Consider the following 19051-nt stretch of genomic DNA (forward strand, 5'->3'; position numbering starts at 1 on the left):
CTCAACCTGCAATTATAACTATCGAATGATTTTTTCACGCGCCTTGTACCGTGAACTGGCCAGCGCGGCCGGAGCAACCTTCACGGTGCTGTTCACGGTATGCATTACCTGGACCCTGATCGCCATTCTCGGCCGAGCCGCTGGCGGGCGTGTCGCATCGAGCGATGTCGTCGCCCTGATCGCGTTTCAATCCCTGAATTATCTGCCAACTGTCCTGACTCTCACCAGCTTTATTTCCGTGCTGGTCGTGGTCACACGCACCTACCGCGATTCCGAAATGGTGGTCTGGTTCGCCTCGGGACAGTCGCTGCTGGCGTGGATCCGGCCGGTGCTGGTGTTCGGCATTCCGATGGTGCTGCTGGTCGCCATGCTGTCGCTGTTCGTCACGCCCTGGGCCAAGATGAAGAGCACCGAATTCGTCCAGCGCTTCGAGAAGCGCGAAGACCTGAAGCGCGTGGCGCCGGGCCAGTTCCGCGAGTCCTCGTCGAGCGACCGCGTGTTCTTCGTCGAGGGCAGCGCCAACGGGTCGACCGTGGTGCAGAACGTGTTTGTGAATACCATGCAGGGCGCCGGCAATTCCATCGTCGTCGCCAAGGAAGGCGTGATCGAACCGGACGGCAAGGGCGGCCAGTTCCTGGTCCTCAAGAATGGCCGCCGCTACCAGGGCGTGCCGGGCCAGGCCGATTACCAGTCGATGGAGTTCGAGCGCTACAGCATGCGCGTAGCGACCAAGGTACCGGTGCTGGGCACCGACGTGCCGCTCGACGCCCAGCCGACCGCCGCGCTGCTGGCCCTGGACAACCAGTACACGCGCTCCGAGCTCTTGTCGCGCATTTCCTCGCCCATCGTCTGCCTGGTGCTGGTGCTGCTGGCGATCCCGCTCGGCTTCGTCAATCCGCGCGCCGGCAGTTCGGCCAACCTGATCCTGGCGCTCTTGATCTTCTTCACCTATAACAACCTGGTCAAGATGGTCGAGGCCAGCGTCAAGAAGGACAAGCTCGATTTCGCGCTGGCCTGGTGGCCGCTGCACCTGGTCGTGGCGGTCATTGTGGTGGCCCTGTTCGCCTGGCGCCTGAACGTGAACCACCGCTACCACCCGCTGGTGTGGCTCAACGCCTGGAAGCGGCGCCGCCTGCTGCGCAAGTCGCCTGAATTGGCTGGAGGAGCCGCGCGATGAAAGTCCTGCAACGCTACTTCGCCGTGAACATCGCGCAGGCCGTGGTCTTCGTGCTGTTCGCCTTCCTCGGCCTGATCGCCTTCATGGACCTGACCGGCGAACTGCCGTCGGTCGGCAAGGGCAACTACCAGTTCCAGCACGCGCTGATGTACGTGGCGCTGATGCTGCCCGGGCACGTGTACGAGGTGATGCCGGTGGCGGCGCTGATCGGCACCATCTACGCGATGGCGCAGTTCGCGCAAAGCTCGGAATTCACCATCATGCGCGCGTCCTCGATGTCGACCCGCATGGCCGGCTGGATGCTCTTTAAAATCGGCATCGTCTTCGTGGTGATCACCTTTATCTTCGGCGAGCTGGTCACGCCGCGCACCGCGCCGCTGGCGGAAAAGGTGCGCCTGTCGGCCAAGGGCGCAACGCTGGCCTCGGAATTCCGTTCGGGGATGTGGACCAAGGATAACGTGCATGCGCCGGGTCCGAACGGCGTGCGCGGCCCGGTCACCGGCTCGCGCTTCTTCAATGCGCGCCAGATCGCACCCGACGGCCAGCTGCTCGATGTGCGCGTCTACGAATTCGACACCTCGATGCGCATGCGTGCCATCTATACCGCGGCGCGTGCCAGCTTCAGCGGCAACAGCACCTGGCGCCTGCAGGACGTGACCGAGACCCTGTTCAGCAACAGCCGCACGCTGCCGGAACCCGGTGCGCCGGTGCCGAAAGGGCAGACCATCCAGAGCACCTACGGCCAGGAGACCAGCGCGGTCGCCACGCGCCGCGTCCCGAGCCTGGACCTGGTGTCCGAGATCACGCCGAAGATCCTGCAAGTCTCGCGCCGCGACCCCGAGCGCATGTCGGCCAACGAACTGGCCGTGTACTCGCGCCACCTGGTCGAGAACCGCCAGGAGAGCGAGCGCTTCCAGATCGCGTTCTGGAAAAAGCTGATCGACCCGCTGGCGATCTTCGTGCTGATGGCGCTGGCCTTGCCGTTTGCCTACCTGCATACGCGCAGCGGCGGCGTCAGCCTGAAGATTTTTGTGGGCATCATGATCGGGGTGAGCTTCATCCTCATCAATTCGCTGTTCTCGCACCTCGGGATGCTGTCGACCTGGCCGGCCTTCATGACGGCGGCGGCGCCGAGCCTGCTGTTCCTGCTGCTGGCGATCGGCGCGCTGCGCTGGGTGGAGCGGCACTGATGAACACACTAACCCAACGGCGCGCGCTGGTCCTGTTCGCCCACGGCGCCCGCGCCGCGTCCTGGGCCGCGCCCTTCGAGCGCCTGCGCGACATCAACCGCGCACGCCTGCCGGATGTCGACGTCGAACTCGCCTTCCTCGAACTGATGGAGCCGCGCCTGCCGGGCGTGGTGGGCGCCCTGGTCGCACGCGGCGTGCTGGATGTGACGGTGGTGCCGGTGTTCCTGGGACAGGGCGGGCATCTGCTGCGCGACCTGCCGCTGCTCGCCGACGAGCTGCGCGCCGCGCATCCGGCCTTGCGCCTGGAGGTGGCCGGCGCCGTCGGCGAAGACCCGGCCGTGCTGGCGGCGATGAGCGACTACTGCCTCAAGGCGCTGGGCTAAGGCTCGAGCCGAGCGCCGCCTGGGCGAGACTCCCCGTCTCGCTTTCATTTCGCTTCAATTCGTAGCGCACAAGCTGCTCGCGCATCCAGGCATGGCTGCGCGCCAGCGCCAGCTGCGCCATCCGCGTCGGGAAGTGGATGAAGCCGTGCGGCGCTTCCGGCAGCAGGTTCAACTCCACATCCGCCACCTCGCGCCAGCGCTGCGCCATCTGCAGGGTGTCGTCGCGCAGCGGGTCGATGTCGCCTGCGATCATCCAGGCCGGCGGCATGCCTTCCAGCTCGCCATACAGGGGCGAGAGGGGCGGGCGGCGCCGCTCGGCGTCGCTCATGCCGGGCGTGAGCAGGCGCAGGGCCGGCGCCATGCCGGGGCCGTCCAGCACCAGGGTCTCCGGCCCGGCCGCCTGCACGCTGGGCGTGCCGGCCAGGTCGTAGACGCCGTAGAACAGCAGCGCGCCGGCGATCCTCTCCATTAATTCCGGCCAGGCCTTCAGGCGCAGCAGGGTGCTGGCCGCCAGGTGGCCGCCGGCCGATTCGCCGACCACGAACACCGGCAGCGTACGGTACGCGGGCAAGCCGGCGCCGAGCGTCCAGCGCGCGGCGGCCAGGCAGTCGTCCATGATCGCCTGCAGGGGCGCGCGCGTGGCCAGGCGGTAGTCGACCGAGACCACCACCGCGTCGCAGGCCTGCACGCGCAAGGCGTTGTGGCGGTCGTCCATGCGCGCATTGCCGATCACCCAGCCGCCGCCGTGGATGTCGAGGATCAGTGCCTTCGGCGTGGCGGCGGGCCGCAGGATACGCACGGGCACGCGCAGGCCGTCGACATCGGCGATGCCCTGCTCGACGCGGATGCCGGCGCGCGCCAGCTTGCGGTCGGCGCCGAGCTGCGACAGGCGCAGCAGCGCCTGCCCGAGCATGGGCATGAAGCGGTTGCGGATACGGAAGCGCGGCGCCCAGGCGAGCTTGCGGTTGAAGCGGCTTGCTTCGTCCAGGGTGGCGGCGTCCAGCGGGATCGTGGTCATCGTCGTGTTTGCAAAAAGCGATGTGGCCAGTCTAGGCCGTGCTGTGCATCCCGACTGTGCGCTGGCGTCCCCCTGCATGCACACGCTGCCGTTCTGACAAGGCTTCCGATGCGGTCTTGACAAGGAATGCGGCGAACACGCCACGGATTGTTCCGAATCATGGCATCGCGCCGCGTGGTCGTTTGACACTCGTTCGGAAAGCACCCACACTGCTCGGGCATTTCCGGCTCATCCATACGGGCCGGCCCTCCAACCGAACCGGGCCCGCCATGCTTCCACCGAACCTGAAGCGCTTCGTTGCCACGCTGCTGGGGGCCGTCCTGGCCGTAGGTCGCCGCATCGCCCGTTTGCCAGCGGCGCTGTTGGTGGAGATGCGCTGCGCGCGCCGCATCGACGCCGCCGCGCGCCGCGTCAACGCCATGCGCACCAAGATCGGCATCATGTCGGGCCACCTGCACGCCGGCAGCATCGAGGGCCGCGTCGACGCCGACCGCAACCTGCGGCGCATGCTGGGCGAACTGAAGGACGACCTGAGCGAGATGCGCCGCGACCTGGCGCAGTGGCACGTGAAGGAATGCCGCGGCCGCACGGGCGCACGGCTGGAAGCGGCGATCGCGCAGCTGAACCGGATCGCGGCCGATACCTGGGCGGCGGCCGACAGGCTGGTGCTGCAGATCGAGGAATACGACGGGGCGCGGGCGCATTGCCCGGGGTAGGTCGTCAACGGTCGCTGTGGCGGCTACATGTGATTGCGGTAGGGTGGGCGCCCTGTGCCCACGCGTGAAGCATGAACATTGTTGACGTATTCAAGCGCCACAAAACGCCAACAATGATCGACGTTCACGCGTGGGCACGGGGCGCCCACCCTACGTTATTCCGCGAGCGTGTCCAGGTTCAGCGTACCTGATGCTCGCGCAAGCGCAGCGCTTCGCCAATCATTACCAGCACCGGCCCCTGGGCCGCATCCAGCCCGCGCGCGAGGTCGGTCAAGGTCAGGCGCGCGATCCGTTCATCGGCGCGGCTGCAATTTTCCACCACCACCACCGGCGTATCCGCGCTGCGGCCTTGCGCCAGCAGGCGTTCGGCGGTGGCCGCGGCTTCGCGTCCGCCCATGTACTGGATCATGGTGTCGGTGTGGGGAAGGGCGGGGTGTTCCGGCTGGTCCGGCGCGGTACTCGAGGTGAAGAAGGCAACGCTGCGCGCCACGCCGCGCTTGGTGAGCGGCTGTTTGGCGGCGGCGGCGGCAGCCACCGCCGTGGTAATGCCAGGCACGATCTCGACGTCGATGCCTTCAGCTTCCAGCGCGCGCAATTCCTCGTCCGCGCGTCCGAACAGCATCGGGTCGCCGCCCTTCAAACGCACCACCATCCTGTACTTGAAGGCGCAGTCCACCAGCAGGCCGTTGATGGCATCCTGCGCCGTCGAGCGCTGGCCGGAACGCTTGCCGACCGAGATCAGCTCGGCCTGCGCACAGAGTGCCAGCATCTCGGGCGTCACCAGCGCGTCGTAGAGCACGACCTCGGCCTGTGCCAGTAAACGCGCCCCGCGCACGGTGATCAGGTCGGCCGCACCGGGGCCGGCGCCGATCAGGTAAACCTTCCCCGCCATCCACTACTCCTGTTAGTTATCCAGGCGAATCATACCCGCTGCGACGGTCTGGTGGGTGACTTCGTCGATCAGGATGAAGGCGCCGGTTGCGCGGATGTCGGCGTAGGCGTCGGCCGCCAGCGGCTGCTGCACGGTCAGGTGGATGCGGGCGATGTCGTTCAGCTTCAGGCCCTGGGCGGCGCTGTCGACAGGCTTACGCTCCTGGGTGTTCACGTCGAGCAGGGTGTCCACCTTGGTGACCTTGGCGGCGGTCTGGCGCGTGCCGTGCTTGATCCAGTACTTGCGGCGCGCATCCAGCGGCTCGTCCGACATCCAGCACACGTCGGCCACGACCTGCTTCAGCAGGGTCGCAGGGGCGTTGGCGCCGGCCAGCGTGTCGCCGCGCGAGATGTCCAGGTATTCGTCCAGCAGCAGGGTCACCGACTGGCCGGCGCTCGCCGATTGCAGCGAACCGTCGAAAGTGACGATGTCTTTCACGGTGGCCGTCTGGCCGGAAGGCTGCACCACCAGCTTGTCGCCGACGCTTACCTTGCCCGATTCGATGCGGCCCATGTAGCCGCGGAAGTCGTTCGCTTCGTGGCCGTTGTGGCGGGCGACGAGCTGCACCGGGAAGCGGAACGGCGCAAGGTGGACATTACTGCCATGGGCTTCGTCGTACACCGACAGCGATTCCAGCAGCTCGATCAGGGTCGGGCCCTGGTACCAGTCCATGTTGGTCGAGGCGTCGACGACGTTGTCGCCGGCCAGCGCCGACAGCGGGATCGCGGTGACGTCCTTCAGACCCAGCGATTGCGCGAACGCGCCATACGCTGCGACGATACGGTCGTAGATCGCCTGGTCGTAGCCGATGAGGTCCATCTTGTTGACGGCGACGATCACGTGCTCGATCTGCAGCAGCTTGGCGATGGTCGAGTGGCGCTTGGTTTGGATGAGCAGGTCGACACCACCGTCTTCACGGAGTTTGACCTTCGACACGTCGACCAGGATGATCACCGCGTCCGCGGTCGAGGCGCCGGTGACCATGTTGCGGGTGTATTGCTCGTGGCCAGGCGTGTCGGCGATGATGAACTTGCGCTTCGGCGTGGCGAAGTAGCGGTAGGCGACGTCGATGGTGATGCCTTGCTCGCGCTCGGCTTCGAGGCCGTCGGTCAGCAGCGACAGGTCGATGGTGTCGCCCACGGTGCGCTTGTGCTTCGAGCGCGACACCGCCGCCAATTGGTCGGCGAAGATGCCCTTGCTGTCGTACAGCAGGCGGCCGATCAGGGTGCTCTTGCCGTCGTCGACGGAGCCGGCGGTGATGAAGCGCAGCAGGCTGTGTTGTTCGAGTTGTTCGCTGTTAGTGTCAATGCGGGCATTCATCAGAAATATCCTTGCTTCTTGCGTTTTTCCATCGAGGCTTCCGAGGTCTGGTCGTCCATGCGCGTGGCGCCGCGCTCGGTCACTTGGGTGACGGCGGTTTCGGCGATGATGGCGTCGACGGTCGATGCATCGGACGATACCGGGCAGGTGCAGGAGATGTCGCCCACGGTACGGAAGCGCACGGTTTGCGTTTCGACGGTTTCGCCTTCCTTCGCCGGGGTCAGCGGGGTCAGCGGCACCAGCAGGCCGTTACGCGGAATCACCTCGCGCTGGTGCGCGAAATAGATCGATGGCAGGGCCAGCTTCTCGCGGGCGATGTATTGCCACACGTCGAGCTCGGTCCAGTTCGAGATCGGAAACACGCGCATGTTTTCGCCGGGATGGACGCGGGTGTTGTACAGGTCCCAGAGTTCCGGACGCTGGGCTTTCGGGTCCCATTGGCCGAATTCGTCGCGGAAGGAGAAGATGCGTTCTTTCGCACGCGCCTTTTCCTCGTCGCGGCGGGCGCCGCCGATGCAGGCGTCGAAGCCATGTTCGGCGATGGTTTCCAGCAGCGTCACGGCCTGGGCGGCATTGCGCGAATCCGTCTGTGGATTGCGCAGGCGCACCGTGCCCTTCTTGATCGAATCCTCGACCGAGCCGACGATCAGGCGCTCGCCGAGTTCCGCTACGCGCGCATCGCGGAAGGCGATGACTTCGTCGAAGTTGTGGCCGGTGTCGATGTGCACCAGCGGGAAGGGGAATTTACCTGGGCGGAAAGCCTTTTCGGCCAGGCGCAGCAGCACGACCGAGTCCTTGCCGCCCGAGAACAGCAGGGCGGGATTGCTGCATTCGGCCGCCACTTCGCGCAGGATGTGGATCGCCTCGGACTCGAGGGCGTCGAGGTGGCGCGCGTTGACGTCGGCCAGCACGTTGGTGGTTTCAGAAAGATTCGTCATGAACTGAGCCTTGTATTCTCATGAATATTGCTGTTAAGAGCGTCGAACAGGACCGGCAGGGCAAGGCGCAGCGTCGAAGACAGTACGTGAGTACGGCGAGACGATGCAACGCAGCCATGGCGGTTCTGTTCGGCGCTCTCAGGCAGCCACGGATTTGATGCGGATTAGTTTGCCGTCGACCACGTGCAGGCCGCATTCCTTGGATTCCGGGTTTTCCCACCACCAGCGGCCGGCGCGCACATCCTCGCCCGGCTGGATCGCGCGGGTGCAGGGTTCGCAGCCGATCGAGGGGTAGCCGCGGTCGTGCAGGGCGTTGTACGGCACGTTATTGGCGCGGATGTATTCCCAGACGTGTTCCTCGGTCCAGTCGGCCAGCGGATTGAACTTGGTCATGCCGTGCGCCGGATCGTCTTCCTGGGTCGACAAGTCCGAACGGGTGGCGGACTGGGCGCGGCGCTGGCCGGTAATCCAGGCTTTATTTCCCGCCAAGGCGCGCCCCAGCGGCTCGACCTTGCGGATGCGGCAGCATTCGCGCCGCATCTCGATGCTGTCGTAGAAGGCGTTCAGGCCGTTCTGGGCGACATAGGCGTCGACCGCCTCGGCCTGCGGACGGAACAGGGTGATGTCGTGGCCGTAGTGGGCGTTGACCGCATCCAGCACCGCCAGCGTCTCCTTGTGCAAGCGGCCCGTTTCCAGCGAAAAAATGCCGATCGGCAGATTCGCGCGCAGGATCAGGTCGGTCAGGACCATGTCCTCGGCCGCCAGGCTGGACGCGAATACGGCCGGCGTGTACTCGGCCGCGATGCGCGCGAGGATGGCTTGCGTGTCGGCGACACGGTTGGCGAGATCGCTCATGATATCGGCCTCAGATACCGGCACCGACGTCGGTGTGTTCCGGCTTGGCGTCGCGGTGGGCGCGGCGGAACAGCGGCAGCGGCTGGTCGATCGAGGCCTGGTAGGTTTCCGAGAACACGGTCAAGCCTTTCAGGGCGTCGTGGATCGAGCGGTCCTGGCGCGTCGCATAGGCATTGAAGCCGACGCGCGACATCGAGAACAATTGATCGCGCAACACGTCGCCGATGGCGCGCAGTTCGCCGGTGTAGGCTAGGCGCTTGCGCACGTTGTAGGCGATCGAATAGCCGCGGCCATCGGAAAATTTCGGGAAGTCCACCGCGATCACGGCAAAGCGGTCGGCGTCGCCCTTCAGGGCTTCGAAGCGCTCGTCGGCGGCGATCCACACGCCGAGTTCGGCACGCGCCGACAGGGTGTCCTTCTGCGCCAGCCACACGCTAAGCGGGACGATGACCTTGCCTTCCGGGACCACGACGGCGTCAAGCGCTTCGCCTTCTTCGAGACGCAGCACGCGCCAGTCGTCGGCCACGACTTCGCGGCCGCGGATGATGTGTTCGTGAACTACTTCAAGCATGGTCTTCCCCAACCAGTTCGCCAGCCGGGATCGGCGTGGCATACACGTGTTCCTTGAATGGCGCGATGCCGAGGCGTTGCGCGGTGTCGGCAAAGCGTTCGTCTTCGAAACGGTTCTGCACGTACACGTTCAGCAGGCGCCCGATCACTTCCGGCATCTGGCCGGCCGAGAACGACGGGCCGATGATCTTGCCGATGGCCGCGTTGTTACCCTGGGCGCCGCCGATCGACACCTGGTACCACTCGCTGCCGTCCTTGTCGACGCCCAGCACGCCGATCGAACCGACGTGGTGGTGGCCGCAGGCGTTGATGCAGCCCGAGATGTTCAGTTCGATGTCGCCGATGTCGTGCTGGAAATCCAGGTCGTCGAAACGCTCGGCAATGGCCGCCGCGATCGGGATCGACTTGGCATTCGCCAGCGAGCAGAAATCGCCGCCCGGGCAGGAAATGATGTCGGTCAGGAGGCCGATGTTCGGCGTCGCCAGGCCCTTAGCCTTGGCCAGCTGCCAGACCTCGAACAGGTCGGATTGCTTCACATCCGCCAGCACCAGGTTCTGCTCGTGGGTCACGCGCAGTTCGCCGAAGCTGTACTTGTCGGCGAGATCTGCCACGAAGTCCATCTGCTCGGCGGTGGCGTCGCCCGGCGGCACGCCGGTTTTCTTCAGCGACAGCACGACCGCGGCATAGCCCGGCACCTTGTGCGGCTTGACGTTGCGACCCAGCCAGTTGGCAAAGGCCTTGTTATCAAGATGCGCGGCCAGCGGATCGATCGCGTCCAGGGTCGCATACGGCGGCGCCTCGAAGTAGGCGGCCACGCGGTCGTATTCTTCCTGGCTCAGGGTTTCCGGGCCATCCTTCAGGTCTTGCCATTCCTCTTCGACCAGGCGCGAGAACTCTTCCACGCCCAGGGCCTTCAGCAGGATCTTGATGCGGGCCTTGTACTTGTTGTCGCGGCGGCCGTACGAGTTGTACACGCGCATCACGGCTTCGGTATAGGTGAGCAGGTGTTGCCACGGCAGGAAGTCGCGGATCACGCTGCCGATGATCGGCGTGCGGCCCATGCCGCCGCCAGCCATGAACTTGAAGCCGACTTCGCCCGCTTCGTTTTTCACCAGGGTCAGGCCGATGTCGTGGATGGCAATCGCCGCACGGTCTTCCACCGAACCATTGATCGCCACCTTGAACTTGCGCGGCAGGGCGATGAATTCCGGGTGGAAGGTGCTCCACTGGCGAAGGATCTCGGCGAATGCGCGCGGGTCCATGATCTCATCGGCGGCCACGCCGGCGAACTCATCAGTGGTAATGTTACGGATGCAATTGCCCGAGGTTTGGATCGCATGCATCTCGACCGAGGCGAGGTCGGTCAGGATTTCCGGCGTCTGCTCGAGTTCGATCCAGTTGTACTGGATGTTCTGGCGCGTGGTGAAGTGGCCGTAGCCGCGGTCGTACTTGCGCGCGATGTGGGCGAACATGCGCATCTGCTGCGACGACAGCAGGCCGTAGGGCACGGCGACGCGCAGCATGTAGGCATGGCGCTGCATGTACAGGCCGTTCTGCAAGCGCAGCGGCAGGAACTCTTCTTCGGTCAGCTCGTCGTTCAGGCGGCGTGCAACCTGGTCGCGGTATTGCGCAATGCGCTCGCGGACGATGAGATGGTCGTAATGGTCGTAGCGGTACATATCATTCCTGTCAGGACGGGCCGGCGGCCCTTTAGGCTAGATGGAATGGTAAGCCTGCGACGCTTTATTCCAAACTACTGACAATTTATTTGCTTATATACGGTAGGGGTATAAGCATTCGCATAAAATAGCGGCTGGCGTTTACCAACTAGATAACAACAGGAATGAACCTTCATCAATTGCGCTTCGTACGCGAAGCCGTGCGCCAGAACTACAACCTGACCGATGCGGCAAAGGCCTTGTTCACTTCGCAACCCGGGGTGTCGAAGGCCATCATCGAGCTCGAGGAAGAGCTGGGCGTCGACATCTTCACGCGCCACGGCAAGCGCATCCGCGGCCTGACGGAACCGGGCCGCCTGGTGCTGGAGTCGGTCGAGCTGATCATGCAAGAAATCGAAAGCCTGAAGCGGATCGGCAAGGAATACGCGGCCCACGACAGCGGCAGCTTCACCATCGCCACCACCCACACGCAAGCGCGCTACATGCTGCCGAAGGTGGTGCAGGCCTTCATGGCCAAGTTCCCGAAGGTGCGCCTGTCGCTGTTGCAGGGCAACCCGAAGCAGATCGCCGACATGGTCAAGAATGGCCAGGCCGACCTGGCGATCGCCACCGAGTCGATCGCCGCCATCGACGGCCTGATCACCTTGCCGTGCTACCAGTGGGAACATGTGCTGGTGCTGCCGCCGGAACACGAGCTGCTGCGCTCGAAGGCGGTGTCGCTGGAAGAAATTGCCACGTATCCCTTGATTACCTACGACGGCGCCTTTGCCGGCCGCAGCAAGATCGACCACGCCTTCAACCTGCGCGAACTGAAGCCTGACGTGCTGCTGGAAGCCATCGACGCCGACGTCATCAAGACCTATGTCGAACTCGGCATGGGCGTGGGCATCATCGCCGGCATGGCCTTCGATGCGGAACGCGACCGCAATTTGCGCGCGATTCCCGTCGGCCACTTGTTCGGCATGAACGTCTCGCGCGTGGCGGTGAAGCAGGGCGCCTACCTGCGCAGCTATATTTATACCTTCATCGAGCTGCTGGCCCCCAGCCTGAACCGCAAGATGGTCGAAGCCGCCATGCGCGGCGGCGAAAACTACGAACTGTAAGAAAACTTGAGCACCAGGAAATGAGCACTACATTAGCCAAATACTATGCCCAGCTGGGCGAAGCCGTCGAAGACATCTACCTCGAGCCCGACATGGACGAGGACATCGACGACATGAGCATCCACCTCGGCAACCTGCTGGCCGGCCACACCGTGCTGGAACTGGGCTGCGGCACCGGCTACTGGACCGAAGTCGTGGCCGAGTCGGCGCAAGCGGTCGTGGCGCTGGACATCAATGCCAACCTCGTCGATATCGCCCGCGAGCGCGGCATGCCGGCCGACAAGGTCAGCTTCCGCGTGGCCGATGCGCTCGACCTGCCGGAAGACATCGGAAAATTCTCGGCGGTGCTGGTCAGCTTCCTGTGGTCGCACCTGACCAAGGGCGAGCAGGAGAAATTGCTGGCGACGCTGAAAAAGCGCCTGGGCAAGGATGTGCTGCTGGTGATCCTGGACGAATCCTTCGTCGAAGGCTTCAGCGAAACCACGGCGCGCACCGATGCCGAGGGCACGACCTGGGAAATCCAGACGCTCGACGGCGAGCGCTTCGAGCTGCCGAAGAGCTACCCGTCGGACAGCGCCCTGCGCAAGCGGATCGGCAACATCGGCAAGGAAATCAAGATCGAGCGTGTCGAGTTCTTCTGGATCCTGACCTGCCGCCTGAAGTAATGTAGGGTGGGTCGGTCCGCGTGCGGCTTGTACCCACCACCGCTTGGGTGTCGCCACGTGACCAAGAAAAGGCCGATGATCATCGCATTCCTGCGAGATCATCGGCCTTTGTGCTTTGTACTTTGGGGCATTGGTGGGTTCAAGAACCCACCCTACCGGGTTAGCGTATGGATACGTGACCAACGGAGTAGGGTGGACCGGCAGACGTCCAAATTCTTACTTGCCGGTTGAAACCAGCCTAGGGTGGGGTCTCGACCCCACCATGGCCACGTTTCGGCACGCGGCCAGAAAAAAGGCCGATGATCATCGCATCGCTGCGAGATCATCGGCCTTGTCGTTTCAAGCCGCAGTGGTGGGTACAAGTACCACTCCACCCAGGTGCGCGGGGCCAGAGCCCACACTATAGCCCCACGCGCCTGAAGCGGCAGCCTGTACCGGCTTAGAAGGTGTGACGAATACCCAGGGTGAAGGCGCTTGGATCGGTGCCCAGGGCGGTGGCTGCAGGAACGATGCTCGGGGTCGAGGCGTTCAGGCCGAATACGCCGCGGTCGTTGTTGCGCATGGTGCCGTAGGTCGTGTAGACGTTGGTGCGCTTCGACAGCGCGTAGCTGTAGGCCACTGCCCAGGCATTGCCCTTGGCGCCGTTGTCGATTTCGTTGCGCTGCACGTTGGCGTAGAACTTGTTCGCGCCCATGGTGTACACGCCACCGACGTTGATCTGCTCGAACTTGTTGTTGTTGCCGGTCTGGTCGGCCACCAGGTAGTTACCCTTCAGGTCGAAGTCGCCGAACTTGAAGCCGGCGCCGAAGGCGTATTCCTTGTCGTCGCCGGTCGCCAGGCGCTCGTAGTTGTGGTAACCGGCGCCCAGGTACAGGCCGCCGTTCGCGTATTCGACGGCCACGCCCCACAGGTCGGCCGACGGATCGGTGGTGCGCTCGCCGGCCGAGTAGGCGGCCAGTACGCTGAAGCCGCCCATCGGGTTGCTCTTGTAGTTGACCGAGTTGGCCAGGCGGCGGGTCAGTTTGCCGGAGCCGAAGGACGACAGGTTGCTGCCGTAGAAGCCCTGGCCGAATGCGTCGGTGGCGGCGGCGACCGAGGCGATCGGGCTGTATTCGCGGCCCACGGTCACTTGGCCGAAGGCGCCTTGCAGGCCGACCACGGCGCGGCGGCCGAACAGTTCGGTGTCGGCGGCGCCGGTGTCGAGGCGCACGCCCGATTCGATGTTGAAGATGGCTTTCAGGCCATTGCCCAGGTCTTCGGTACCGCGGAAGCCGATACGGCTGCTCGACTGGTTGCCCGAGTTGATGACGGTGCGGCGCGATTCGCCCGGCGCGTCGGTGTCTTCGACAGCGATGGCCGCGTCCATGACGCCATAAATGGTGACGTTGCTCTGCGCATGCGCGAACAGCGGGAGGGACGTGATCAGCGCTGCGGCCAGGGCTTTGTATTGCATGAAGATCTCCAATAAGGTTCGACGAAGGATTGAGTTGGCTTGCGGCAAACTCAAGGTCGAGCGAATCTTATCGGAACAATATGTCGATTTGATGACAGGCAGACATGTCACCGTTGTAAAAATGCGGCATTGACAAGAACGGTTTACACCGTATGCCCGGCAATCGGCAGGACAACGTCGATACGGGTGCCGAAACCGTTATCGCTGCCGATGCTGATCTCGCCTCCCAGCCCCCAGACCCGCTCACGCATGCCGACGAGGCCGAGCGATTCCGCCTTTTCCATGTCGGCGTCGACGATGCCGCGGCCGTTATCGCGGATCGTGACCAGCAGTTCGCCGTTGCTGCGGTAGAGCGTCAGGATCACGTACGTCGCCTTGGCATGGCGCGCCACGTTGGTCAATGCTTCCTGCACGATACGGAAAACCGCCGTGCTGGCCCCGTCGGCAAGGCGCAGCTCGGCTTCGTCGGCCAGGAGCTCGCATGCGATGCCGTGGCGCTCGACGAAATCGTCGCGCAGTCCCTGCAAGGCGAAATACAGCCCGCCTTCGTCGAGGGCGCGCGGCCTCAGGTTGGTGGCGATGCGGCGCAGGGAGGTGATGGCGGTTAGCAGGTTGTCGTCCATGCCGGCGATCAGGCGCGTGGTGTCCTCGCTCCCGGCGCGCGCCTGGCGCAGCAGGGTCAGGTCCATGCGCAGCGAGGCCAGCAGTTGCCCGAGGTCGTCGTGCAGTTCGCGCGCGATATGGGTGCGTTCTTCTTCGCGTATCGTTTGCAGGGCCGCCGAGAGCTGGCGCAGCTGGTCGTGCGAGCGCGCCAGCTTCTCTTGCACGCGCTGGCGCTCGGACACGTCGCGCAGGATGATGGTGTACAGGGTGACGCCGTCCTGGAAGGCATCGGTGATCGAGCCTTCGATCGGGAAGCTGCCGTTCGGGCGGATGCCGACCCCGGCGTAGTCGGTGGAGCGGCGCCCGGCGCGCCCGCCCTGGAAGTGGTCGAGCAGACTATGGCCGGCATTGGCCGGCGCGCGGATGAAGCGCGCCAGCGGCTGGCCCAGCATCTGCGCAACGCTGACCCCGAACATGGCGGCCGCGGCCGGGTTGGCCAGCACCACGCGACTGAATTCGTCGGCCGAGATGATGGCTTCGCCGGCATTGTCGACGATGCGGCGGCTGTGCCGGGTCGGCGCATCGGCCTGGCCGTCGGTGTTCAGGCGGGCAACCAGGTGCCCGCCGAGCAGGCCGAGCGCGAACAGTGCCGCGCCGCGCCCGCGCCGGCGCGGGTTGCGCTTTAGAGTCATGGACATTTCCTGCATTGGAATGAAACGTAGCGGTCCGCGACGCGGGCCAATCGCTACGATAAGGCGCGAACCGACGGGCAGGCTTGAGGGGCGACAAGCACGCGGGGAAGGCGTGGCGGTGTGTGGCGGAAGATGGTGGGTTCGAGAACCCACCCTACCGTTGGCTTGTAGGGTGGGTTCTTGAACCCACCGGAACTACATCTGCTTGAACAAATGCAGGAAACTGCGGCTGACTTCCAGCTTTTCCGGGCGCCCCTTGACCAGCACCAGGTGCCGACCACGGATATCGCGCGTCACGCCTTCGATCGCATTCACGTTCACCAGCGTGGCGCGGTGGATTTGCCAGAACAGCGAAGGATCGAGTTCGTCCGCCAGGTCGCGCACCGGCTTGCGGATCAGGGCCTCGAACTTCTCGGTCTGAACGCAGGTATATTTTTCGTCGGAACGGAAAAACAGGATTTCCTCGACCGGAATCATGCGCAGGTCCGAGCCGATGCTGGCCTGGATCCATTGCAGGTGCTTCGGCTTGGGCGCCGCGATCTTTTCCGCCAGCTGCGAGAGCATGGCGGTGACGCTGTCGTTCACCACCGCACCCGGCTTGTCCAGCCGTGCCTTCAGGCGCTCGACCGTCACCTTCAGGCGCTCCGGCTCGGACGGTTTCAGCACGTAGTCGACCGCGCCGCGCTCGAAGGCCTCGACCGCGTACTGGTCGTAGGCGGTGACGAACACGATCTGGCTGCGGTCGCCGATTTCGCGCGCCGCTTCCATGCCGGTCTTGCCGGGCATGCGGATGTCGAGGAAGGTGAGGTCGGGCCGGTGCTGGCCGACCAGCTCGACGGCTTCCTCGCCGTTCTTCGCTTCGCCCACGATCTCGAGTTCCGGCCACACCTGTTCCAGGCGCATGCGCAGCTGGTCGCGCATCAGTCTTTCGTCGTCGGCAATGATTGCGGTAGGCATGGCGTGGTCCGGTCGGTAAGGGAAAGAGAGTGACAATTATTCAAGAAAACAGCGCGGCAGGCAAGGCATCCTTGCCCCAGCTCAGCGCGACACCTGGTAAGGCACCTCGACCATGGCAATCACCCCGCTCGGGCTGTTCGATGCGATGTGCAATTGCCCGGCATCGCCATGCAGCAGGCGCAGGCGTTCGCGGATGGTCGGCAGGCCCAGGCCGGTGCCATTACTCGGCACCACGCCGAAGCCGACGCCGTCGTCGGTGACGGTCAGGCGCAGCTTGCCGTCGGCGACGTCGGCGACAATCTTCAGGGTGCCGCCTTCGGGCTTGCATTCCAGACCGTGCTTGATCGCATTCTCGACCATGGACTGCAGCATCATCGGCGGGAAGGCGGCATTGCGCAGGCCTTCCGGGATCTGCATGTCGACGGTGAGGCGTTCCTCCATGCGCATCTTGAGCAGGTTCAGGTAGGCCGTCACCATGTCGACTTCGCGGCCGAGGTTGGTCACCAGGATGTTGTCGCGCATCTGCGGCAGCACCGCGCGCAGGTACTGGATCAGGCTGCGCTGCATGGCCGAGGCGCGCGGCGGATTGGTTTCGATCAGGTGCTCGACCGAGGCCAGGGTGTTGAACAGGAAGTGCGGCTCGACCTGGGCCTGCATCATCTGCATCTTCGTTTCCGAGAGCTGGCGCTGCATCGATTCGCGCTCGGCGGCGGCGTTCGCGGTGCGGGTCTGGAGTTCCGCGCGCTTCTTGCCACCGACCAGGGCCTTGGTGCCGAACAGGGCCAGGACCAGCAGCCAGACGAAGCTGGTGAACCAGGTCGAGGCCTGCTTGTGATAACGCGACACCTTCGCTTCGGCGGCGTCATCCACCGCGCCTTCGATCGCCACCGACAATTCCTCAGCGATCTGCGGCGGCAGTTCGATGTGGACCGAGTCGCCGTTCGGGTGTACGCCTTTCGGCAGGCTGAGTTCGGGAGTGGAAGGCGCAGATGGCGTTCCGGTCACGCCTGGCGTTCCGGGAACAGCTGGCGCATCCGGTGCACCGGGGGCAGCCGGCACAGCAGGTGCGGCCGGCGGATTCTTGTTGCGCGAATTGAAGCGTATGCCGCTGTCGTCGATGGTGATGCTTGCCCGTTCCTTGCGCTCGCCACGCTCGAGGCGCGGCTCTTCGTCGCCGCCGGAAAACAGTTCTTCTTGCAGGATGGTGCCGGCAATCAGCATCAGCGCCGCGAACAGGAAAAACTTCCACCACGACAGTTGCGTCACCCAGGTCGCGACGCTGTCGAAGGCGCGGTACAGCCACGACAAGGTGCCGGAAAAATAATAATGGGCAGAGCTGCGCGCTTGCATGGTCAGGTGTTTGTCAGGTGTCATTGCGGGTGCGAGTGTACCGCGTTGCCGGTGCCGGATGCCGAAAAACGCTGCCTGGAAGTCAACGCCACTGGCCTCGCAGTGTTGGAATGCCACAACTCTAGTGCGGAAGACCGCGCCGGGCGTCGCCTGTGCGACAGTCTGCACAAAGCGGGCAACAGGCTGCAGGCGCGCTCCAGCCATGGCGTTGTAAGTTGCCAATAGTACATATAAAAACTGTTATTCGGAAACTTTGCGCGGTATGATGGATTTACTTCTGGCCGCGCCAGCCCATTATTCGTCCGATGAAAGGGTAAGCCGATGTCTGCCGTTCCTGCACAATTTCGCCTTGTCACCCGCAGCGATTTCGACGGCCTGGTCTGCGCCGTCCTGCTCAAGCACCTGGACTTGATCGACGACATCCTGTTCGTCCACCCGAAAGACATGCAGGACGGGAAGATCGCCATCACCAGCCGCGACATCACCACCAACCTGCCGTATGTGGCGGGCGCGCACCTGGTGTTCGACCACCACCTGTCGGAAACGATGCGCAATACCGGACCGCGCGCCAACCACGTGATCCAGCCGGACGCCCCCTCGGCGGCGCGCGTGGTCTGGGACCATTACGGCGGCACCCGGGTGTTTCCGGCGAGCTGGAGCGAGATGATGACGGCGGTCGACAAGGCCGACGCCGCACGCTTCAGCCGCAGCGAGATCCTGGAGCCGGCCGGCTGGAACCTGCTCAATTTCCTGATGGATGCGCGCACCGGGCTAGGACGCTTCCACGATTTCCGCATCTCGAACTACCAGCTCATGATGGCGCTGATCGACGCCTGCCGCACCCTGAACATCGAGCAGATCATGGCGCTGGCCGACGTCCATGAGCGCACCCGGCTGTACTTCGAGCACAGCGAGCGCTGCAAGGAACAGATCCGCCGCTGCGCGCGGGTCGAGCGCAACCTGGTGGTGCTCGACCTGCGCAATGAAGAGACGATTTTCGCGGGGAACCGGTTCATCATCTATGCGCTGTTCCCGGAGACGAATATTTCGATCCACGTGCTGTGCGGATTGAAGAACCAGAATACGGTGTTCGCGACCGGGAAGTCGATCCTGAATCGCACCTCGAAGACGAATATCGGGGCGCTGATGCTCGAGTATGGCGGTGGCGGGCACGAGAATGCGGGGACCTGCCAGGTGGCGAACGAGATGGCGGAGGATGTGCTGGGAGCCTTGGTTCACCGGATCACTAGCGAAGGATAACGCCGGCCTGCGGCCTCGACCGTACGGTGGGCACGCTGTGCCCACGCGGTTACGGGCGTGTGCTTTTGCCTGGGGCGTCGAACGTTCGCTCGTAACCGTATGCGATGGCCGATAACGCATCAAAAGCGTTTTGTCGCGGTCGCGGGATTTTTGCATACGCCAGCGAGCGACACGTCACCGCCAACGGAAGT

Annotated in this window: 18 protein-coding genes; 7 read left to right on the forward strand and 11 right to left on the reverse strand. The window is 64.3% G+C overall.

The window, feature by feature from the left end:
* The first annotated feature begins 25 nt into the window (after positions 1 to 25).
* Genes lptF through QPK31_RS19345 form a run of 3 tightly spaced genes read left to right on the forward strand, consistent with a single transcriptional unit; the run spans position 26 to position 2750 of the window.
* Positions 26 to 1177: an LPS export ABC transporter permease LptF gene (gene lptF, locus QPK31_RS19335; protein WP_290424517.1), complete on the forward strand. Its 1152-nt coding sequence runs from the start codon at positions 26 to 28 to the stop codon at positions 1175 to 1177.
* Complete coding sequence (gene lptG / locus QPK31_RS19340) at positions 1174 to 2367, forward strand: LPS export ABC transporter permease LptG (RefSeq protein WP_290424518.1); 1194 nt, start codon at positions 1174 to 1176, stop codon at positions 2365 to 2367. Before lptF ends, lptG begins: the two co-directional genes overlap by 4 nt.
* Positions 2367 to 2750 (forward strand): sirohydrochlorin chelatase, encoded by a 384-nt coding sequence (locus QPK31_RS19345; RefSeq protein WP_290424519.1) that lies wholly within the window; start codon positions 2367 to 2369, stop codon positions 2748 to 2750. The genes lptG and QPK31_RS19345 overlap by 1 nt, the downstream gene beginning before the upstream one ends.
* Here QPK31_RS19345 and QPK31_RS19350 read toward each other — a convergent pair.
* Positions 2734 to 3768, reverse strand: a complete 1035-nt coding sequence (locus QPK31_RS19350; protein ID WP_290424520.1) for an alpha/beta hydrolase — start codon at positions 3766 to 3768, stop codon at positions 2734 to 2736. The two genes, QPK31_RS19345 and QPK31_RS19350, sit on opposite strands and share 17 nt — an antisense overlap.
* Before the next feature lie 269 nt (positions 3769 to 4037).
* Here QPK31_RS19350 and QPK31_RS19355 point away from each other — a divergent pair, with 269 nt between their 5' ends.
* Entirely contained in the window at positions 4038 to 4484 is a 447-nt protein-coding gene (locus tag QPK31_RS19355; RefSeq protein ID WP_290424521.1) for a hypothetical protein, read from the forward strand.
* Between the two features lie 178 nt (positions 4485 to 4662).
* On the opposite strand, the gene cobA is transcribed toward QPK31_RS19355, so the two are convergent.
* The 6 genes from cobA to QPK31_RS19385 all read right to left on the reverse strand — a co-directional run bounded on the left by cobA (position 4663) and on the right by QPK31_RS19385 (position 10777).
* Entirely contained in the window at positions 4663 to 5376 is a 714-nt protein-coding gene (cobA, locus tag QPK31_RS19360; RefSeq protein ID WP_290424522.1) for a uroporphyrinogen-III C-methyltransferase, read from the reverse strand.
* Between the two features lie 12 nt (positions 5377 to 5388).
* The gene (locus QPK31_RS19365) at positions 5389 to 6735 is read right to left on the reverse strand and encodes a sulfate adenylyltransferase subunit 1 (RefSeq protein ID WP_290424523.1); all 1347 of its coding nucleotides are present in this window, start codon (positions 6733 to 6735) and stop codon (positions 5389 to 5391) included.
* Positions 6735 to 7673, reverse strand: coding sequence for a sulfate adenylyltransferase subunit CysD (cysD, locus tag QPK31_RS19370; protein WP_290424524.1), 939 nt, complete (start codon positions 7671 to 7673; stop codon positions 6735 to 6737). Before cysD ends, QPK31_RS19365 begins: the two co-directional genes overlap by 1 nt.
* Before the next feature lie 138 nt (positions 7674 to 7811).
* Positions 7812 to 8528: a phosphoadenylyl-sulfate reductase gene (locus QPK31_RS19375; RefSeq protein ID WP_290424525.1), complete on the reverse strand. Its 717-nt coding sequence runs from the start codon at positions 8526 to 8528 to the stop codon at positions 7812 to 7814.
* 10 nt (positions 8529 to 8538) lie between these two features.
* Complete coding sequence (locus tag QPK31_RS19380; protein WP_290424526.1) at positions 8539 to 9099, reverse strand: DUF934 domain-containing protein; 561 nt, start codon at positions 9097 to 9099, stop codon at positions 8539 to 8541.
* Positions 9092 to 10777, reverse strand: coding sequence for a nitrite/sulfite reductase (locus QPK31_RS19385; protein WP_290424527.1), 1686 nt, complete (start codon positions 10775 to 10777; stop codon positions 9092 to 9094). Before QPK31_RS19385 ends, QPK31_RS19380 begins: the two co-directional genes overlap by 8 nt.
* A gap of 164 nt (positions 10778 to 10941) precedes the next feature.
* Here QPK31_RS19385 and QPK31_RS19390 point away from each other — a divergent pair, with 164 nt between their 5' ends.
* A complete protein-coding gene (locus tag QPK31_RS19390) occupies positions 10942 to 11880 on the forward strand; it encodes a CysB family HTH-type transcriptional regulator (protein WP_290424528.1) in 939 nt (312 codons plus the stop codon).
* 20 nt (positions 11881 to 11900) lie between these two features.
* The gene (locus QPK31_RS19395) at positions 11901 to 12545 is read left to right on the forward strand and encodes a class I SAM-dependent methyltransferase (RefSeq protein WP_290424529.1); all 645 of its coding nucleotides are present in this window, start codon (positions 11901 to 11903) and stop codon (positions 12543 to 12545) included.
* A 439-nt stretch (positions 12546 to 12984) separates the two neighbouring features.
* On the opposite strand, the gene QPK31_RS19400 is transcribed toward QPK31_RS19395, so the two are convergent.
* The 4 genes from QPK31_RS19400 to QPK31_RS19415 form a co-directional block, all read right to left on the reverse strand.
* On the reverse strand, positions 12985 to 13998 hold the full coding sequence (locus QPK31_RS19400) for a porin (RefSeq protein ID WP_290424530.1): 1014 nt from the start codon (positions 13996 to 13998) through the stop codon (positions 12985 to 12987).
* A gap of 143 nt (positions 13999 to 14141) precedes the next feature.
* The gene (locus QPK31_RS19405) at positions 14142 to 15293 is read right to left on the reverse strand and encodes a PAS domain-containing sensor histidine kinase (RefSeq protein ID WP_290424531.1); all 1152 of its coding nucleotides are present in this window, start codon (positions 15291 to 15293) and stop codon (positions 14142 to 14144) included.
* Between the two features lie 195 nt (positions 15294 to 15488).
* The gene (locus QPK31_RS19410; RefSeq protein ID WP_290424532.1) at positions 15489 to 16250 is read right to left on the reverse strand and encodes a LytTR family DNA-binding domain-containing protein; all 762 of its coding nucleotides are present in this window, start codon (positions 16248 to 16250) and stop codon (positions 15489 to 15491) included.
* Positions 16251 to 16331: 81 nt separating this feature from the next.
* Positions 16332 to 17600, reverse strand: a complete 1269-nt coding sequence (locus QPK31_RS19415) for a sensor histidine kinase (RefSeq protein ID WP_290424664.1) — start codon at positions 17598 to 17600, stop codon at positions 16332 to 16334.
* Between the two features lie 321 nt (positions 17601 to 17921).
* Between QPK31_RS19415 and QPK31_RS19420 the strand changes: the two genes are divergently transcribed.
* Positions 17922 to 18860: an exopolyphosphatase gene (locus QPK31_RS19420; RefSeq protein ID WP_290424533.1), complete on the forward strand. Its 939-nt coding sequence runs from the start codon at positions 17922 to 17924 to the stop codon at positions 18858 to 18860.
* Positions 18861 to 19051 lie beyond the last annotated feature (191 nt).

Origin of the sequence: Massilia sp. YIM B02769 (assembly GCF_030411995.1) — a bacterium.
Taxonomy (GTDB): Bacteria; Pseudomonadota; Gammaproteobacteria; order Burkholderiales; family Burkholderiaceae_D; genus Telluria.

Bases quoted from the DNA above. Each gene is read 5' to 3' on its own strand.
- QPK31_RS19410 (WP_290424532.1), bottom strand. From the start codon at position 16,250: ATGCCTACCGCAATCATTGCCGACGACGAAAGACTGATGCGCGACCAG.
- QPK31_RS19345 (WP_290424519.1), top strand. From the start codon at position 2,367: ATGAACACACTAACCCAACGGCGCGCGCTGGTCCTGTTCGCCCACGGC.
- QPK31_RS19415 (WP_290424664.1), bottom strand. From the start codon at position 17,600: ATGCAAGCGCGCAGCTCTGCCCATTATTATTTTTCCGGCACCTTGTCG.
- cysD (WP_290424524.1), bottom strand. From the start codon at position 7,673: ATGACGAATCTTTCTGAAACCACCAACGTGCTGGCCGACGTCAACGCG.
- QPK31_RS19420 (WP_290424533.1), top strand. From the start codon at position 17,922: ATGTCTGCCGTTCCTGCACAATTTCGCCTTGTCACCCGCAGCGATTTC.
- QPK31_RS19350 (WP_290424520.1), bottom strand. From the start codon at position 3,768: ATGACCACGATCCCGCTGGACGCCGCCACCCTGGACGAAGCAAGCCGC.
- QPK31_RS19365 (WP_290424523.1), bottom strand. From the start codon at position 6,735: ATGAATGCCCGCATTGACACTAACAGCGAACAACTCGAACAACACAGC.
- lptF (WP_290424517.1), top strand. From the start codon at position 26: ATGATTTTTTCACGCGCCTTGTACCGTGAACTGGCCAGCGCGGCCGGA.
- QPK31_RS19375 (WP_290424525.1), bottom strand. From the start codon at position 8,528: ATGAGCGATCTCGCCAACCGTGTCGCCGACACGCAAGCCATCCTCGCG.
- lptG (WP_290424518.1), top strand. From the start codon at position 1,174: ATGAAAGTCCTGCAACGCTACTTCGCCGTGAACATCGCGCAGGCCGTG.
- QPK31_RS19405 (WP_290424531.1), bottom strand. From the start codon at position 15,293: ATGACTCTAAAGCGCAACCCGCGCCGGCGCGGGCGCGGCGCGGCACTG.
- QPK31_RS19390 (WP_290424528.1), top strand. From the start codon at position 10,942: ATGAACCTTCATCAATTGCGCTTCGTACGCGAAGCCGTGCGCCAGAAC.
- QPK31_RS19395 (WP_290424529.1), top strand. From the start codon at position 11,901: ATGAGCACTACATTAGCCAAATACTATGCCCAGCTGGGCGAAGCCGTC.
- QPK31_RS19385 (WP_290424527.1), bottom strand. From the start codon at position 10,777: ATGTACCGCTACGACCATTACGACCATCTCATCGTCCGCGAGCGCATT.
- QPK31_RS19380 (WP_290424526.1), bottom strand. From the start codon at position 9,099: ATGCTTGAAGTAGTTCACGAACACATCATCCGCGGCCGCGAAGTCGTG.
- QPK31_RS19400 (WP_290424530.1), bottom strand. From the start codon at position 13,998: ATGCAATACAAAGCCCTGGCCGCAGCGCTGATCACGTCCCTCCCGCTG.
- QPK31_RS19355 (WP_290424521.1), top strand. From the start codon at position 4,038: ATGCTTCCACCGAACCTGAAGCGCTTCGTTGCCACGCTGCTGGGGGCC.
- cobA (WP_290424522.1), bottom strand. From the start codon at position 5,376: ATGGCGGGGAAGGTTTACCTGATCGGCGCCGGCCCCGGTGCGGCCGAC.